Raw genomic sequence first — 15808 nt, forward strand, 5'->3', positions numbered from 1 at the left:
TCACGCCTCCGGGGTGTTCGGGTGCAAGTTCAGGGCGGCGATCGCCTCCAAAATGCCGGCCGCACCGATGGCGCGTGCCTTGTGGACTTTGTCGTAGCCGTTAAGCGCTGTCAAAAGGGCCTGTTCGGACCCGCCGACAGCCACCGAAGGGACACCGCAGACCAGCATCGAATAGTCATTCATCGTGTCACCAGCGGCAAGGACGCGGCCTTCATCGATACCCAGATGAGCGATCAATCGGCGCAGGGATGGTCCCTTCGAGATGCCACGTGGCAGCACATCGAAAAATTCGTCATTGGACATGAGCGGATCAAAGCCCATATCGCGCACGCGGTCCGATATGGCGGGGTCAAATGCGGCCGGATCCATGTCATAGCTGACGCGATAGCGAAATTCGGTCGGTTGCAAACGAAGACCCGGCGCGCCGTCAAGCGCCTCGCGAACGCGGGCCCCCGCATCCCCCCAGATTTCGGCAATCTGCGTTTCCAGTTCCGGGATCGGGTGCACGGTCGCGTCTTCGTGCACTTGTGCAATAGTCGTGCCCACATCGCCCACGACGAAGTCTGGGCGCGGCAACCCGCCATCGCGAACCATGCCGGTGATGAAATCCGGGTCGCGCCCGGTAACAAACACCAACCCGACCGTTGGCCGATTTGCTTCGATCCAATCGTACAGTCGGGCTCTGTCGGCGTCAGTGCCACCCAGAAAAGTTCCGTCGAGGTCAGTTGCAAGAGTGAAAGGGCGTTTGCCCAAGGGGGGAAGGGATTCAGAAGAGGGGGTTTGAAGAGTCATGACATCCGTTCGGCTAGGTCATTGATGGCGGCATCATCCGCCGGGTGATCGATTGAAAGCGAAAGGGACGCAGGTTCCCCTTCGATTGGGCGTGCCCAGAGGCGGGCAAAGGTTTCGCCCAGGTCTGCATCCTTATACAGCACCGCGTGGACGGCTTCGCAGATCGGCATCGCGACCTTGACCCGGTGCGCAAGTTCCACAACGGATACCGCGTTGATCTCGCCCTCGACGACAACATTGCGCCCGTCGAAACACTCCGCGCGCGGGGTGCCTTCGCCAAGTTGTACGCCAAGTGACATATTGCGTGATGTGCGGCTGGAGCAGGTCAAGGTCAGATCACCTGCACCGGACAGGCCTGTCACGGTCTCGCGCCGCCCGCCCAATACCTGCGCGAGGCGTTTCATCTCGTCCATGCCGCGGGTGATCAGTGCGGCGCGTGTGTTTTCGGCAAACCCCGCGCCGGTCATCATTCCGCAGGCGATTGCGATGACGTTCTTCACTGCGCCGCCAATTTCGACCCCAATTATGTCGTCGGACACATAGGGGCGAAACGAATTAGACCCCATAGCGACAGCCACTTTTGCGGCTGTGCTGTTTTCGGGATGCAGCCTGTCTTGATACGAAAACGGGAACGCGACAGTGGCGGCAGTCAAATGGCCAAGTGCGGTTTCCTTGGCGAATGTCGGACCGGAAAGAGCGCCGATCGGGTGTCCGGGCAGTTCCTGTTCGGCAACCTGACTGAGCAGCAACCCAGTGCCGCGCTCAATGCCCTTGCAGCAAAGCGCAACCGGAACGCCGGGTGCCAGATGGGGGCGGATTTTCTGGCACATGTCGCGCAGCGTGCGAGACGGTGTCACGATCAGCACCAGCTCAGCGCCCTTACAGGCGATTTCGATATCGGTGGTGGCGTTCATGCCCTCGGGCAAAGGCACGCCCGGCATATACCGCGGATTTTCATGATCGCGGTTGATTGCAGCAATGGTTTTGGCATCGCGTCCCCAAACGCTGACATCGCGTCCGGCCGAGCGTGCGACAGCCGCCAGGGCACAGCCCCAGGCTCCGGCGCCAATCACGGCAATACGTTTTAAAGCCTGAACACCATCAAGCGGCAGGTCATCGGGTGAAATTTCTAAAACCATGAGGTCTGTCCTTTTAGCCGCTTCTCGCGCCGATGTCCAATCGCGGACGTTCGGGTCTGGTTGCGCAAAGTGCTTGAAGTTGAGTGTGGGGCCAGATGATTGCCTCTACAAGTAGAGAAGAGTAGGCGGGTGGCAATCAATTGTGACGGCAGGGGAACTTGGGCGATGTTTGACCAAGATGGTTACAGAGACCACGAAAGTGTAACGTGGATCAGCGATGCAGCGACGGGGCTGCGTGCTGTGATTGCCGTTCACTCTTCAGCGCTTGGGCCTGCGATGGGCGGGTGTCGGCTTTGGCATTATGATGCACCCGGTGCGGCCCTGACCGACGCGCTGCGTCTGTCCCATGGCATGTCGCTTAAGAATGCGATGGCGGGTTTGCCGCTTGGCGGCGGGAAGGCCGTGATCCTTGGTCCGGTGAACGATGCGCAACGTGGTGCTTTGTTCGAAGCCTTTGGCAGGTCGGTGGATGATTTGAGCGGTCGCTATGTCACGGCAGAAGATGTGGGCGTGTCTGTGGCCGATATGGCCTCGGTGGCCCGGCGCACGCGCCACGTTTCCGGTGTGACTGCTGCGGGCGGTGTTGGCGGCGATCCGTCGCCCTTCACGGCGCGCGGCGTGTTGCGCGGGATTGAGGCGGCCGTCCAACACACACTGGGCCGTTCCGATTTGGACGGGCTGCGTGTGGCAGTTCAGGGCGTGGGCCATGTGGGTGGCGCGTTGTGCGGGTTCTTGGCAGAGCGGGGCGCGCGACTGATCGTGGCCGATACCAATGCCAAGCGGCTTGGCCAGATCTGTGATGAAACCGGGGCCGAAGCGGTCGCGTTAGATGATGTGCTGGAGGCTGACGTTGATGTCGTCGCCCCCTGCGCCTTGGGCGGGGCGATCACGTCTGAAACGGCCGCAGGGTTGCGTGCAAAGATCGTGGCAGGGGCGGCGAATAACCAGTTGGCCGATCCAGCCGCCGGTTCCGTGCTGCGCAAACGCGGTATAACCTATGTTCCTGACTATGTGATCAACGCAGGCGGGATCATTGCGGTCGGCGCCGAGTATCTTGGCGGCGGAAGCGAGGCGTCGGTATTGGCCGATGTCGATGCCATTGGCCCGCGCATTGCCACGCTGTTGGCGCAAGCTGACGCTGACGACGAAGCGCCGGAAATTCTGGCGGATCGGCGCGCGGAACAGATCATAGCAACCGCGCGAAAGGCGCGCTGACCCGACAAAGGCGCGCTGACCCGACAGTGGAAATAGCTAGCCGCCGGGGCGGAGCACGCCCCCATGCAATGTGCCATCCGGGAAGGCCTGTACAAGCAGATCGCGAAAGGCACGCAGCCGCGCGGTCAGGGCTTGGGGGCTTGGATAGACAAAGCTGAGTTCTGCGGCCGGGCATGCCCAGTTCGGAAGCAATTGCATCAACCGCCCCTCTGCGATGTCGCGTTCCACCAGAAACAGCGGCATCTGGGCCACGCCGGCCCCGCCGATTGCGGCGTCGCGCAGCGCGAAATAGCTGGTCATCGCGAGCCCACCTGCAAGGCGCACAGACTTGTCTAGTTTGCCCTGTTGGAAGTGCCAGGTTTGCACAAGGCCTATCCCGTAGAGCAGAATTGGAAGCCCAGCCAGATCAGCAGGATCGTCGATCACAAGGTCGCATAGCTCCGGCGCAGCGACGGTCACGCGATGGGAGCGGGCAATGGTTTGTGATACGAAGGGGCTGTCCGCCGGGTGGCTGACCCGGATCGCAGCATCGAACCCCTCTTCGATCAGGTCAGGCTGGCTGTCCGTCAATACGATCTCAAGGGTGAGGTCGGGATAGAGTCTGCGCGATGCGGCTACAATCTGACCCAGATACGCTTGACCGAAAAGAAGCGGCGCTGCGATTCGCAGATGCCCGCGCACGGCCCCGTCCGGTTCGCTTAACGCCCTGGTAATTTCGCCAGCGTCGGCCAAAATGCGTTCCGCGCGTGCCAAAACCAGCGCCCCCTCGGCGGTCAGGTTCAGGCGCCGCGTCGTGCGTTCAATAAGCCGGACCCCAAGCGCGGCCTCCAGGTCTTGGATGCGCTTTGACATGGTGGACTTTGGCATGCCCAGTTTACGCGCCGCCGCTGCAAATGACCCTTCGGTCGCGATCGCACTAAACTCTTTGAGTGTATTTAAATCCATCCGCCCACCCGATTTTTGCGAGCACAAAGCATGCTTGCGTAGTCGCGCCAAGGGCGCTTAACGCGGCTGTGCCGTATCGAGCCAGATTGTCACCGGTCCGTCATTGGTGAGAGAGACCTTCATATCCGCGCCAAACCGACCTCTGGCCACGGGGATGCCCAATGCCGCCATGGCATCGGCAAAAGCTGTATAGCTTTGCCGCCCTTCATCCGGCGGGCTGGCGGACGAAAACCCCGGTCTGTTGCCACGAGAAGTGTCGGCGGCCAGCGTGAACTGACTGACTATCAAAGCGCTGCCGCCTGTGTCCAATAGGGATCTGTTCATGCGTCCGTCGTCATCTGCGAAAATGCGCAGTTTTGCGATTTTCGCGGCGAGTGCTGGGCCATCAGTGTCACTGTCGCCCTGCATCGCGCAGACCAGGATTAACAAGCCCGGCCCGGTCTCACCGACAATTTCATTATCGACCCGCACAGCAGCGTCAGTGACGCGCTGGACCAGCGCCCGCATCAGGCCAGATCGGCGCGAGTCGGTGGATTTGCCCCGGCGCGCGAGACCGTGACAGCGGCGGCGCGTGTAGCGAGTGACAGGGCGCTGCGAAGCGCCTCTTCGCTCAGATTGGCGACGGCGTCTTTGGTCAAAACACCGCTTTCTTCGAGCGAAGCAAGGATTCCAGCGTTGAAGGTGTCACCGGCCCCGACGGTGTCAACCGGAACCACTTTTGTTGCATCGACGAAGACTTCATGGTCTGCGGTTATGCCCCAAGCGCCTTTCGCGCCTTCGGTGATGCAGACCAACTTTGGACCCATTGCGCGCAGTTTGTGCGCTTGCGCGATGGTATCGCCAGGCCCGGTGAGCCAATGCAAATCTTCATCCGACAGTTTTACGATATCGGCGACACCCAGCATGGCATCAAGGCGAGCGCGATACGCTGCTTCATCCTTGATGAAATCAGGGCGGATATTCGGGTCGATCATCGTCACGCGTTTCAAGGCTTCACGTTCCATCAAAGTGCGATAGGTATCGGCACAAGGTGTCACTGCCAGGGAAATGCCGCCAAAGAAGACCGCTGAAACATCATCTGAAATTACGGGCAGATCTTTGTTGGCCAGCAATCTGCCAGCCGTGTTTTCGTCATAGAAGGCATAGCGCGCCTGTCCGTTGGTCAGTTCTACAAAGGCCAACGTTGTCGGATGATCGCTACGGTGTGTAAATTCGGTTGAAACGCCCGAGGCTTCCAGTTCGTGAATGAGGATGCCGCCAAAGAGATCCGTAGAGACGCCGGTGAATAACCCGACAGTTGACCCTAAACGCCCCAATGCGATGGACGTGTTGAAGACTGCGCCACCCGCAAAGGGCTGGAAACATGCGCTTCCTTCAGCTGTTTGACGAGGGAGCATATCAATCAGGGCTTCGCCGCAGCAGAGTATCATTCAGGAATTCCTTGTAGATTTGGCGGCACCATAGTCTTGGAATGTTAGCGCTGGCAAGGGCGGTATGGTTTGCGACCAGTAATCGTGTTCGCAAGACAACGTTCATTTTATCGCATCACGGATATACTATCGTGCCAAAGGTGCGCATTGCATGTAGCGTTTTCATACTGCTTAACAGGTAACCTATGGATGAACTCACGGAAGACGGAGGCTTCTGGCCTTCCCTTTATGACAGGCTGAAAAGCCCCGCGTCAGCCCAACAAGATTGGGTATCACCGCTTGCGTCTGCGTGTGCTTGTGACGATTTCTACCGGGTGACGATCGAAATTCCCGGGGTATCAATTGACGATTTCATCGTCGAGGTACGGAAAAATACCATTTACATTGAGGGCGATAAAGGAAGCTATTCGGACACTGTCCCCGAGTCGATCTTCTTTTTCAACGAACGTCGAACCGGTCACTTTGCCCGGAGTTTTAATCTGCCGCCGGACGCCTTGCTGGAAGAGTTCAAAACTGTGTTGAAAAACGGTGTTCTGGAATTATGGATACCTCGAAGTGCCCTAGGCACAGACATCTGCTGCCCCGAATCGACCACTGGCTTGTGAGCGCAATTTCTGCAGTTCAGAGTTGTGATTTGAACGTAAGGTGACGTAGCGTTCTTCTGAGACTTTGGGCGACCAACGGTTCGTCAGGTTTGGGAATGAGCGATTTTCCGCCGCATGGGCTAACCCTGTTCCTTTCTCACAATTCCATACTTAGAACGGTGTAATCAGGCCGGTGGCCGTCAAGTGCGCGCCGCAAAATACCCGACCAAACCAGCGACTGCCACCCCCGCGATCACGGCAAAAGCGATTTTCCAGTGCGACCAGGGCCGCTCTCCTTGCACCCGACCTGTTTGTCCGTTGATCACGATCCGATAACTCTTTCCGTTGAACCGATAGGCCGCGACCCAAATCGGCAACAGTACATGTTTGAACGTGACATCGCTGACGGCCGTGTTGATCCTGTCGATGCGCTGCCGGTCGCCGCCAATATCAAACCTTACATCGCGTTCAATTTGGCGATCAATTTGGTTACGTGCTTGATCAAAGGCGTCGTCCAGTTGAACACCGTAGGCTTCAGCCCGAAGTCCGGCCAGATATTCGGGGGCATAGGGTCGCAATTGGGTGAGGTCCCATGGCGGCAACCCATCCGTGAATGTTTTCGGCAACGACCGCGATCCCAGCACAAGCACATCATCAAAGAACCGCGCTACACGGCCCGAGGCCGCGCGCCAGCGGATCTTTGGAACTTGTTCCGTATGGCGTTTCCCATTTCGAACCACGGATCTGCTGGTGTAATAAACGGTACCGCGATGGCCGGAATACTGGCTTTCCGTATGCGCATCGAAGGTCCAGTAGGGTACATAGACGCCATCCATCGCACGCCCTTTGCGCGCATAGCGTTTCAACCCTCCGGGCGCGAACCAAAGCCTTCCCAACCAGTCTGACATCGCTGTTCGGGCGGTTGTTTCATCCAACGCGAAAGGCAGCACCCCGCGCGGTTTTATGTGGCGGTTCGTGCCAGTGCCGCCGACAACAGGCGTTGCGCAAAACGGGCACACGGTGCCATGGGTGGCTTCGTCCACCTCCACCTGTGCGCCGCAACTATCGCAGGCCAGCACACGAGTTTCTTCATAGGATTCTTGACCCAACCCGCCGGCAAGCGCGGCCGCATAGTCTTGTTCCTGCAAGGACACCGCGCCGCCCCATGGGCCGGATGGCGCGCCTATTGGGTCCTCAACGCCGCAATGCGGACAGCGCAATCCGCCTGTGGCTGGATCGAACTGAAAATCCGATCCACAATTCGGGCAAGGAAAGCGGTGTATGGAGTCGGTCATGCAAAAGGGAGTCCGGTCAGCATTTCAGAGCACATCAAGCGCCGGGAGGAGGTGGCGGCATGACGGTGAAAAGTTGCGCCAGTTCGGTGACGTCTTCGGCCAAAAGCCACCCGTCCTGACCCGCTGTCCAGACGTGTGTTTGGCGGGTCAAACGCCCCTCTGTGACCATCCTGCCCATTGCGGCGCGTGAAAAGGGGCCTGACGTCGCGCCATTTTCGGCAATGTGCCAGACATGTTCTGCGGGCGGTGGTGGCGGCGGGGTAGGTGCTGCAGCAGGCTGCGCCGGGCGTTGGCCCCAAGGGCCCGATTGTGCCATGGCTTGCCCCATTGCCATACCAATGCCAGCGCCCATGCCAGATGCCATGCCGCCATCGGATTGAGCGGCGGCGCCCATGGCTTCGGCTGCGGCATAGCGTGTGTAGCGATCCAAATCGCCGACCACGCCCATGGCAGTACGTTTATCCAAGGCGGCTTCAACAGCAGGCGGTAGCGAGATGTTCTCGATGTAAAGCTCAGGCAAGGTCAGACCGTAGCCCGCGATCGTGGCGCTGATTTCACTTGCCACCAATTTTCCCAAATCGGCCGTGTTCGCCGCCATGTCGAGCACCGGAATGCCCGAGGAAGCAACCACGCGATTGAATTCCTGCACGATCACGTTGCGCACCTGAAAGCTGATCTCGTCCATGGTGAATTCGCCGTCCGTGCCGACGATTTCCGTCATGAACCGGGCCGGATCCGTCACGCGCGCGGTATAGGTACCAAAGGCGCGCAGACGCACGGGCCCAAACTCCGGATCACGGAGCATCACCGGGTTCTTGGTGCCCCATTTCAGATCAGTAAACCGCCGTGTGGCAACGAAATATATCTCGGACTTGAAAGGCGAACGAAAGCCGTGATCCCAATGTTGCAACGTGGTCATCACTGGCATGTTGTTTGTCTCAAGCATGTACAGACCGGGTTTGAACACGTCGGCGATCTGGCCTTCGTGTACGAAGACGGCTGCCTGGCCTTCGCGGACTGTCAGCTTCGCGCCGTATTTGATCGCGTGGCCTTGCCGCTCAAATCGCCAAACCATCGTGTCACGGGTGTCATCAACCCAGTGAATCACATCAATGAATTCGCCGGAAAGGAAGTCGAAAAACGGCATGTCAGAGTCCTTCGGTTGTCGGTGGCGTGTCGTCTGAGCCAAGGGTATTGCTGGCGTCAAGAACGGTGGCCGGGGGCAGCAGTTCTTCGGCAATCATGCGGATCAAAGGTTGCGCCTGAGTTGCGGTCATGCCCGGTTGCAGCCTTGAATCATAGAGAATGGTAAGCATCAATTCATCTTGCCGGGTCAGCAGGGCGAATTCTTCGTCGTCGTTGAAGATTGAGGGGCGCGCTTCTGGGCTGTCATTGGCCAAGCCCATGCCCTGAGCTATTTCTTCGTGAAAGCATGACCGGCGGAGCAAGGGGGGATGTTCAGCGCGAATGACCCCGATGGCGCGACGATAGACATAAGGTTGATCGTCTGTTGAGAACGCAATCATCATGCAAAAAGTGGTTGGCGGCATTTCCGTCACCGCATTCACCACGCTGTCTGACAATCCGGGAACCAACTCGCGCAAAGCTGGGCCAAGGGCGCGACGTTCGTCTTCGTCCACGACGAACACGGTCATGTTGCCTTTGCCTTCGACCGTTGTCACCGGGTGCCCAGAGGCATCAGCAAGCCGCTTTGCCAACGCCTCAACACTTGCCCGGTCGCGGCGGCGTTTTTCGTCGTTGACGGACGCGCCGAAGTGCAACCCGATCTCCATGCCGTCATTCCAGCGGCGCAAGGGGCTTGCTGTTTCACGCGCCACGATGCGGTTCGAAATCGGCACAAACTCGTCAAAGAGAGCGATGCGCAGAAAGTTCTCGGTCAAGACGCGGCTGTCAAAGGGGGCATCGGGCCCGCCACCATCGGTGCGCAGCAGACCCCTGTTGATCAAGTCCCGTTCGACCCGGGAATAGCGCAATGCAAGGGCCGCGCTGTCAGCGGAAGGCACATAGTCTGCGCGCTGTTCGGGCACCGGGGTTCGGACAGCCGGGTCAACCACATCCGGTGTTGGTGCCACGCTTGCACATCCCGCCAAAGCAAGCGCAGCACACGATAGGGTCCGAATGGGGGTAAACAGCGGCATATGTACGTCTCAGGAAGCCGACGACCCCGGAACAGCGGCCTTCGCCGATGCCAGTGTCGTGCGCAACTCTGCTTCCATTTTTTGCAGTTCTTGTTCGGCGGCAGCGCGGCTGGCCTTGCCCTCATCCGCGATTTGAAGGCTCTCTTGAATTGTCGCAACAAGATCGTCATTCGCCTGCTTGACCGCCGCGATGTCAAATACGCCCCGTTCAATCTGTTCGCGCACGGTCTTGTTTGCGGTGCGCAAGTTCGCTGCGTTCGACGTCAGCAACTCATTGGTCAGGTCATTGGCTTCTTTCACCGCGCTCGCCGCTTCTGACGAGCGTTGGATCGTTACGGCCTGCGCAAGCTGCGTTTCCCAAAGTGGGACGGTGTTCACGAGAGTGGAATTGATCTTGGTAATCAGCGATTTGTCGTTTTCTTGCACCAGCCGGATCGACGGCAGGCTTTGCATTGTCACCTGGCGGGTCAATTTCAGATCATGAACCCTGCGTTCAAGATCGTCGCGGGCCGCACGCAAATCGCGCAGCTCTTGTGCCGCCATCATCTGGGCGTCAGGTGCCGCGCTTGCTTGTTCGGCTTCCTTGGTTGGAATGGTCCGGGTATCCAGTTCGGTTAGTTTCTCAGTCCCGGCCGCGATGTAAAGCGCCAGCTCATCATAAAAATCCAGCGTCTTTTCATACAGCTTATCGAGGGATTTGATGTCTTTTAGAAGCTGGTGTTCATGCCCCAGAAGAGTGTCGGTGATCTTATCAATCTGACCTTGGACCGTTTCATACTTTGCCATGAATTGCGCAACGGGGGCTGCTTTCCCGGTCAACTTATCCCACCAGGACCGCTTGCGGTTCGGGTCCAGCTCTTCGACCGAGAACCCCCGGATCGTGCTGACGATCTCGCGCAGGCTTTCACCGGCAGGGCCGACATCCTTGTTGCGCACATCTGCCAGCATGGATTGGCTGATTTCCTGCAATTCGGATTGTGCGCGGGAGCCAAAGGCGATGATCGACCCGCTATCTGACATGTCTAATTCCGCTAGTCGCTGGGCAACTTGCGCTGTTACGGCGGGGTCAGCGGCATCGGGAACCAGATCAGCATCGCGGGGTACAGGCAGTGGCGCCGCCACTTGCGCGACGAGGTCTGAACTGTCTTGAGCCTTGGTTTTGACGTCCTGCGACATGAGTCTCTCCGAGTTAGGAAATAGGGGTTTCGCGGGCCAGCCGTTCGCGGAGCACTTCGATTTCAACATCAAGATCGGTGCGGTCGTCCAGCAGCAGTGTATCTGTCTTGGTGGCGTAATTTGCTTCGAGATCGGCCAAAAGGGCCACGTAGTCGAGACGCGCTTGAGGGTCACGGTTGCGCGCGTAAAGATCGGCAAATTTCACCGTCGCTTCGCGGGCGCCCAGCAAATAGACACCCATGAATTTGCGTGCTTTGGCCAGATCGCGTGGGTCGTCCTCGATGGTGCGGAACATCTTGCGCACAGTGCGGCTGAACTGATCAACTAAACCCGACAGTTCCCGGTCACCGGCACGCACGATGGCATCGGTCATGGTTGTCAGATGCGCTTCGGCTTCCTTGACCGCACGTTCCACCCGTTCGTTTTGGATACGGTCCGCGCCTTCGACGCCGCCAAGTCCCTTGTCCTTAAGCGGATCTGCGCCGAAGGCCCCAAAGTGCAGAACCGCGCCGAGCCCGCCAAAAACAACTGCGTTGGTCAAGCTTCCGTCCGCCAAACCGGCCAAGGCCAATCCGCCCCCGGTCAGGGCACTGGCGAAAAGTTTGCGAGGAATGGCCGGTTTGCGTGCAACCTTACGTGCGCGATAGGCGTCTTCGGCGCGGATCCCGTCGCGGGTCAGCCATGCCGCCAGCAGCAGTGCGCCAAAGCAGCCAAGGTTAAGCGCAAGGCCGATTGGCTCGGCCCGAAAGGCCGAGATCAGAAACGGAAAGGGCAGGAGGAACAGAAGGTTTGACCGGGCGCCAATGCGGCTACGCTGCGCGCCCTCAAACGGGCTGGAGCCTTTTGGCGCAGGGCTGGCCGTTGATCCGCCAGGGCTGTATTTTCCGCCAAAACGCTGCGCCATCAAACGGCCCCCGAAAATGCGGCATACAGAACAAGCGCTACCAAAAGCGCGTATGACAATTTTTGCAGACCGGTGTTCGACACGGCAAGCTCCCTTTGCACCATATAGGTAGGCAATCACAGCGCGCGCGCAAAGGGAAGATGCGGTTATCGACCTTTGCGAGGACTGACGTCGCGCCGTGTACGTTTTGGCTTGGGTTTGGTGACAGCTTCGCCACCGCTGCCAAGGCCGAGTTGGTCGCGCATCACGCGCGGTTTGACCTCTTCCACAGACCCGGCGGTCAGATCGCCCAACTGAAACGGGCCGTAACTGATGCGGATCAGCCGGTTCACGGACAGGCCGACGCTTTCCATCGCGCGGCGGATTTCGCGATTGCGTCCTTCGCGCAGGGCGACTGTCAACCACGCATTGGCGCCTTGCTGGCGGTCGAGCGTGACGGCCATCGGTTGAAACCGTTCACCCTCCACCGTGATGCCCTTGCGCAGCGGTTCCAGTTGCGGGTCGGTCGGCGCGCCCTTGATCCGCACGCGGTATTTGCGAACCCAACCGGTGCTGGGCAATTCCAACCGCCGCTTGATCCCGCCATCATTCGTCAGCAAAAGCAGGCCTTCTGAATTCAGATCCAGCCGTCCAATGCTCAGCACGCGCGGCATGTCGTCGGGCAGGGCGTCAAATACAGTCTCGCGACCTTTTTCGTCTCGGGTCGTTGTCACCAGCCCGGTCGGCTTGTGGTATAGCCACAGACGGGCGGCTTCAGGCTCAGCCAAAGGCTTGCCATCGACAACAATTCGATCGCTTGGCATCACGTTCAGCGCGGGGCTGTCGATCCGCTTGCCATTCACGGAAACCCGTCCCTCGGCGATGATCTTTTCGGCATCACGGCGAGAGGCCAGGCCGGCGCGGGCCAAGGTCTTCGCGATCCTTTCGCCTTTTGGCGCACCATCGGCAGCGGTGGCGGGCATTGAAGGGGGAGAAACCGGCGCCGAAGCGCGGTTCGGTTTCGGGCGCGGGGCGCGACGGGGATGGGACGGGTTTGACATACCAGCGCCATAGCGCGGTTTGGGGGAGCGTGAAAGCCTGTTGACTGTGTGCGGATGCGAATATCGGTTGCCTTACGGCCCTTGCATTGCGCATCTGACCACATGAGCCCGTTTAAAAGTCATATGCAGACCGCTCTTCTAGAAGCCCGTGCCGCAGCTGAACGAGGCGAGGTTCCGGTTGGCGCTTTGATATTGGGTGCAGACGGCACTGTGCTGGCGCAAGCAGGCAACCGTACCCGCGAGCTGTGTGATCCCACGGCCCATGCTGAAATTCTTGCCATACGGGCCGCCTGCGCCGCGCTGGGGTCTGAAAGACTGACAGGCTGCGCGCTGTACGTGACCCTTGAGCCGTGCGCGATGTGTGCTGCCGCCATTTCAGCGGCGCGAATTGCTCGGGTGTATTATGGGGCGTCCGATCCAAAGTCAGGCGGTGTGGCCCAAGGCGCGCGCGTGTTTGACCGGGCCCAAAGTCATCACCGCCCGGATGTGTACGACGGAATCGCCGGCGCAGAAGCGGAAGAACTGCTGAGGGAATTCTTCGCTGAACGGCGCGGGACTTGAGGCCAAAGCCCATAATGTGCCGCGCAAGATGACCTTTGTAGCTCGGCAGCTATCTGTTGCTGGTCTGTGAACACATGGAGATATCGGATGGATTGGACGCGCCAGATCGACGGATACTGCGAACGGGTTGATCCGACTTTTTGGGCAGAGCCAATCAACGCTTTCTCCAACGTTGCTTTTTTGCTGGCCGCTTTTGTCATGTGGCGTCGTGTTGGGGCGGCGCAACTTCCAATTGCCAGCGCTTTGGTTGTGATCCTTGGGATGATCGGCGTCGGATCATACCTGTTCCATACCTATGCTCAGGTCTGGTCGGCCTTTGCGGACAGCGGGTTCATAGCCCTTTTTGCAGTGATCTTTGTGTTCGCCGTAAATCGTGATTTTCTGGGGTTGAAAGGGTGGCGGGCCTTTGCCGCAACGGCGCTGTTTATTCCCTATGTCACAATCACAGTGCCGATTTTCGAACGATTGCCATTTTTCAACATCTCGTCCGGTTACTGGCCGCTTCCATTGCTGATGGTGATCTATGGAGTGGCCTTGCGCCGCCGGGCATCTGCGACCGGGCGGGGTCTGCTACTGGCTGCTGCGTTGGTGACGGTATCCTTGATCTTCAGATCGCTTGACGCCCCATTATGCGCTGTTGTTCCGTTCGGCACGCATTTCATCTGGCACCTGCTGAATGCCGTTCTTTTGGCCTGGATGATAGAAGTCTATCTTCGCCATATGCGCGGCCCGCTTGCAGCAGCCTTGCGCGCCCGGTAAAGCCAGTCCCGACGCAGGAAACGGAGACGCGACATGTCGATCGACATAGAGACCGCCGCGAAGGTTGCAAAACTCGCTCGTATTCGGGTCGAGCCGGATGCACTTCCGGCTCTCGCCGACGAATTCAATACGATCTTGGGGTTCATCGAACAACTGGGCGAAGTGGATGTGGACGGGATCGAGCCCATGACAGGCGTGACTCCGATGCGCCTGAAGCGACGCGAGGACGTGGTCACCGATGGCGATCAGCAAGAGGCGATCTTGTCGAACGCACCTGATTCCCGCGAAGGGTTCTTTGCCGTGCCGAAGGTTGTTGAATAATGAGCGAACTGTCTAAACTCACCATCGCTGAAGCGCGCGATTTACTGCGCAAAGGTGATGTGACCGCAACCGACCTGACCGAAGCGTGTCTGACAGAGATTGCGGATGCCGGCGCCCTGAACGCCTTTGTTCACGACACCGAAGATCAGGCGCGCACCCAAGCTGCACAGGCCGATGCCCGGATCAAAAATGGTGACGCGCCGTCCATGTGCGGCATTCCGTTGGGGATCAAGGATCTGTTCTGCACCAAGGGCACGCCATCGCAAGCCGCGTCAAACATTCTTGGCGGTTTCCGCCCCGAATACGAAAGCACGGTCACCGGCAAGCTTTGGGATGCAGGCGCAGTCATGCTGGGCAAGCTCAACATGGATGAATTCGCTATGGGGTCGAGCAATGAAACCTCGGCCTATGGCGACGTGGTAAATCCGTGGCGGCGCAAAGGGTCGGATGCGGCTTTGACACCGGGGGGCTCGTCTGGTGGGTCTGCGGCAGCGGTTGCAGCGGATCTATGCCTCGCGGCGACTGGTACCGATACGGGCGGGTCTATCCGTCAGCCAGCGGCGTTTACTGGCATCACCGGTCTTAAACCGACCTATGGGCGGTGCTCGCGCTGGGGAATTATCGCCTTTGCCTCTTCGCTTGATCAGGCAGGCCCGATGACCAAGACGGTGCGCGACAGTGCAATCATGTTGCAGGCGATGGCCGGGCATGACGCGAAGGACAGTACCAGCGCAGACATTCCCGTGCCTGATTTCGAAGCTGCGCTGACCGGAGATATTCGCGGCAAGAAAATTGGTCTGCCGCGCGAATACCGGATGGAGGGGATGCCGGCCGAGATTGAAAAGCTGTGGTCCGATGGGGCCGATATGCTTCGCGATGCCGGGGCCGAGCTGGTCGACATCACCTTGCCGCACACGAAATACGCGCTTCCAGCCTATTACGTTATCGCCCCAGCCGAGGCGTCGTCCAACTTGGCGCGCTATGACGGGGTGCGCTTTGGGCACCGGGCGAAACTGGGGCAGGGCGATGGCATCACAGAGATGTACGAGAAAACCCGCGCCGAAGGTTTCGGCCACGAAGTCCAGCGCCGCGTCATGGTCGGCACCTACGTTTTGTCGGCTGGATTTTACGACGCCTATTACAATCGGGCACGCAAAGTCCGCACTTTGATCAAGCGCGATTTTGATCAGGTCTTCGCAGACGGGATCGATGCGATCTTGACCCCTGCCACACCATCCGCGGCGTTTGGTTTGGGTGAAATGGCCAGTGCCGATCCGGTGCAGATGTATCTCAACGATGTGTTCACCGTGACTGTGAACCTTGCAGGCCTTCCGGGAATATCGGTTCCGACAGGCGCAGACTCCCAAGGCCTTCCCTTGGGTCTCCAGCTCATCGGTCGCCCTTGGGAAGAGGGTGACTTGTTGAACCATGCGCTGGTCTTGGAACAGGCTGCGGGCTTCACGGCCAAGCCTGGCAAGTGGTGGTAAG

Annotated in this window: 16 protein-coding genes and 1 pseudogene; 6 read left to right on the top strand and 11 right to left on the bottom strand. The window is 59.0% G+C overall.

What is annotated here, in order from left to right:
- The gene (locus E2L05_RS12155; protein WP_133343178.1) at positions 1-792 is read right to left on the bottom strand and encodes an HAD-IIB family hydrolase; all 792 of its coding nucleotides are present in this window, start codon (positions 790-792) and stop codon (positions 1-3) included.
- Positions 789-1931 carry an NAD(P)H-dependent glycerol-3-phosphate dehydrogenase gene (locus E2L05_RS12160; RefSeq protein ID WP_133343179.1) on the bottom strand — a complete coding sequence of 381 codons (1143 nt, stop codon included), beginning with the start codon at positions 1929-1931 and terminating at the stop codon, positions 789-791. The genes E2L05_RS12155 and E2L05_RS12160 overlap by 4 nt, the downstream gene beginning before the upstream one ends.
- A gap of 165 nt (positions 1932-2096) precedes the next feature.
- Here E2L05_RS12160 and E2L05_RS12165 point away from each other — a divergent pair, with 165 nt between their 5' ends.
- Positions 2097-3146, top strand: coding sequence for a Leu/Phe/Val dehydrogenase (locus tag E2L05_RS12165; RefSeq protein ID WP_133343180.1), 1050 nt, complete (start codon positions 2097-2099; stop codon positions 3144-3146).
- Between the two features lie 36 nt (positions 3147-3182).
- On the opposite strand, the gene E2L05_RS12170 is transcribed toward E2L05_RS12165, so the two are convergent.
- The 3 genes from E2L05_RS12170 to E2L05_RS12180 are packed head-to-tail and all read right to left on the bottom strand — an operon-like array spanning position 3183 to position 5521.
- The gene (locus E2L05_RS12170; protein ID WP_133343181.1) at positions 3183-4091 is read right to left on the bottom strand and encodes a LysR family transcriptional regulator; all 909 of its coding nucleotides are present in this window, start codon (positions 4089-4091) and stop codon (positions 3183-3185) included.
- A gap of 57 nt (positions 4092-4148) precedes the next feature.
- On the bottom strand, positions 4149-4598 hold the full coding sequence (gene dtd, locus E2L05_RS12175) for a D-aminoacyl-tRNA deacylase (RefSeq protein WP_133343182.1): 450 nt from the start codon (positions 4596-4598) through the stop codon (positions 4149-4151).
- Entirely contained in the window at positions 4598-5521 is a 924-nt protein-coding gene (locus tag E2L05_RS12180; RefSeq protein ID WP_133343183.1) for a carbohydrate kinase family protein, read from the bottom strand. Before E2L05_RS12180 ends, dtd begins: the two co-directional genes overlap by 1 nt.
- Positions 5522-5706: 185 nt before the next feature.
- On the opposite strand from E2L05_RS12180, the gene E2L05_RS12185 reads away from it, so the two are divergent.
- Complete coding sequence (locus E2L05_RS12185; RefSeq protein WP_133343184.1) at positions 5707-6126, top strand: Hsp20/alpha crystallin family protein; 420 nt, start codon at positions 5707-5709, stop codon at positions 6124-6126.
- A 179-nt stretch (positions 6127-6305) separates the two neighbouring features.
- On the opposite strand, the gene E2L05_RS12190 is transcribed toward E2L05_RS12185, so the two are convergent.
- From E2L05_RS12190 to E2L05_RS12215, 6 genes and pseudogenes are all read right to left on the bottom strand, one after another.
- The gene (locus E2L05_RS12190) at positions 6306-7400 is read right to left on the bottom strand and encodes a TFIIB-type zinc ribbon-containing protein (protein WP_133343185.1); all 1095 of its coding nucleotides are present in this window, start codon (positions 7398-7400) and stop codon (positions 6306-6308) included.
- A 34-nt stretch (positions 7401-7434) separates the two neighbouring features.
- Positions 7435-8547: an SPFH domain-containing protein gene (locus E2L05_RS12195; protein ID WP_133343186.1), complete on the bottom strand. Its 1113-nt coding sequence runs from the start codon at positions 8545-8547 to the stop codon at positions 7435-7437.
- 1 nt (position 8548) lies between these two features.
- Entirely contained in the window at positions 8549-9493 is a 945-nt protein-coding gene (locus E2L05_RS12200) for a DUF2927 domain-containing protein (RefSeq protein ID WP_243721958.1), read from the bottom strand.
- 75 nt (positions 9494-9568) lie between these two features.
- Positions 9569-10735, bottom strand: a complete 1167-nt coding sequence (locus tag E2L05_RS12205) for a toxic anion resistance protein (RefSeq protein ID WP_133343188.1) — start codon at positions 10733-10735, stop codon at positions 9569-9571.
- 13 nt (positions 10736-10748) lie between these two features.
- Complete coding sequence (locus E2L05_RS12210) at positions 10749-11639, bottom strand: 5-bromo-4-chloroindolyl phosphate hydrolysis family protein (RefSeq protein ID WP_133343189.1); 891 nt, start codon at positions 11637-11639, stop codon at positions 10749-10751.
- Positions 11640-11800: 161 nt separating this feature from the next.
- Positions 11801-12601, bottom strand: a pseudogene (locus tag E2L05_RS12215) (pseudouridine synthase); the annotation flags it as partial.
- A gap of 180 nt (positions 12602-12781) precedes the next feature.
- Between E2L05_RS12215 and E2L05_RS12220 the strand changes: the two are divergent.
- The 4 genes from E2L05_RS12220 (at position 12782) to gatA (ending at position 15807) form a co-directional block, all read left to right on the top strand.
- Entirely contained in the window at positions 12782-13240 is a 459-nt protein-coding gene (locus tag E2L05_RS12220; RefSeq protein WP_133343191.1) for a nucleoside deaminase, read from the top strand.
- Positions 13241-13327: 87 nt separating this feature from the next.
- Entirely contained in the window at positions 13328-13999 is a 672-nt protein-coding gene (locus E2L05_RS12225) for a ceramidase domain-containing protein (protein ID WP_133343192.1), read from the top strand.
- A 33-nt stretch (positions 14000-14032) separates the two neighbouring features.
- Positions 14033-14320 (top strand): Asp-tRNA(Asn)/Glu-tRNA(Gln) amidotransferase subunit GatC, encoded by a 288-nt coding sequence (gene gatC / locus E2L05_RS12230; RefSeq protein WP_133343193.1) that lies wholly within the window; start codon positions 14033-14035, stop codon positions 14318-14320.
- The gene (gene gatA, locus E2L05_RS12235; protein ID WP_133343194.1) at positions 14320-15807 is read left to right on the top strand and encodes an Asp-tRNA(Asn)/Glu-tRNA(Gln) amidotransferase subunit GatA; all 1488 of its coding nucleotides are present in this window, start codon (positions 14320-14322) and stop codon (positions 15805-15807) included. Before gatC ends, gatA begins: the two co-directional genes overlap by 1 nt.
- The last annotated feature ends 1 nt before the right edge of the window (position 15808 follow it).

The organism is Meridianimarinicoccus aquatilis (assembly GCF_004358675.1).
GTDB lineage: Bacteria > Pseudomonadota > Alphaproteobacteria > Rhodobacterales > Rhodobacteraceae > Meridianimarinicoccus > Meridianimarinicoccus aquatilis.

What these genes read in the sequence shown, in the direction of transcription:
- E2L05_RS12225 (WP_133343192.1), top strand. Translation starts at nt 13,328, where the DNA reads ATGGATTGGACGCGCCAGATCGACGGATACTGCGAACGGGTTGATCCG.
- gatC (WP_133343193.1), top strand. Translation starts at nt 14,033, where the DNA reads ATGTCGATCGACATAGAGACCGCCGCGAAGGTTGCAAAACTCGCTCGT.
- E2L05_RS12155 (WP_133343178.1), bottom strand. Translation starts at nt 792, where the DNA reads ATGACTCTTCAAACCCCCTCTTCTGAATCCCTTCCCCCCTTGGGCAAA.
- E2L05_RS12165 (WP_133343180.1), top strand. Translation starts at nt 2,097, where the DNA reads ATGTTTGACCAAGATGGTTACAGAGACCACGAAAGTGTAACGTGGATC.
- E2L05_RS12210 (WP_133343189.1), bottom strand. Translation starts at nt 11,639, where the DNA reads ATGGCGCAGCGTTTTGGCGGAAAATACAGCCCTGGCGGATCAACGGCC.
- E2L05_RS12205 (WP_133343188.1), bottom strand. Translation starts at nt 10,735, where the DNA reads ATGTCGCAGGACGTCAAAACCAAGGCTCAAGACAGTTCAGACCTCGTC.
- E2L05_RS12195 (WP_133343186.1), bottom strand. Translation starts at nt 8,547, where the DNA reads ATGCCGTTTTTCGACTTCCTTTCCGGCGAATTCATTGATGTGATTCAC.
- E2L05_RS12185 (WP_133343184.1), top strand. Translation starts at nt 5,707, where the DNA reads ATGGATGAACTCACGGAAGACGGAGGCTTCTGGCCTTCCCTTTATGAC.
- gatA (WP_133343194.1), top strand. Translation starts at nt 14,320, where the DNA reads ATGAGCGAACTGTCTAAACTCACCATCGCTGAAGCGCGCGATTTACTG.
- E2L05_RS12190 (WP_133343185.1), bottom strand. Translation starts at nt 7,400, where the DNA reads ATGACCGACTCCATACACCGCTTTCCTTGCCCGAATTGTGGATCGGAT.
- E2L05_RS12180 (WP_133343183.1), bottom strand. Translation starts at nt 5,521, where the DNA reads ATGATACTCTGCTGCGGCGAAGCCCTGATTGATATGCTCCCTCGTCAA.
- dtd (WP_133343182.1), bottom strand. Translation starts at nt 4,598, where the DNA reads ATGCGGGCGCTGGTCCAGCGCGTCACTGACGCTGCTGTGCGGGTCGAT.
- E2L05_RS12220 (WP_133343191.1), top strand. Translation starts at nt 12,782, where the DNA reads ATGAGCCCGTTTAAAAGTCATATGCAGACCGCTCTTCTAGAAGCCCGT.
- E2L05_RS12170 (WP_133343181.1), bottom strand. Translation starts at nt 4,091, where the DNA reads ATGGATTTAAATACACTCAAAGAGTTTAGTGCGATCGCGACCGAAGGG.
- E2L05_RS12160 (WP_133343179.1), bottom strand. Translation starts at nt 1,931, where the DNA reads ATGGTTTTAGAAATTTCACCCGATGACCTGCCGCTTGATGGTGTTCAG.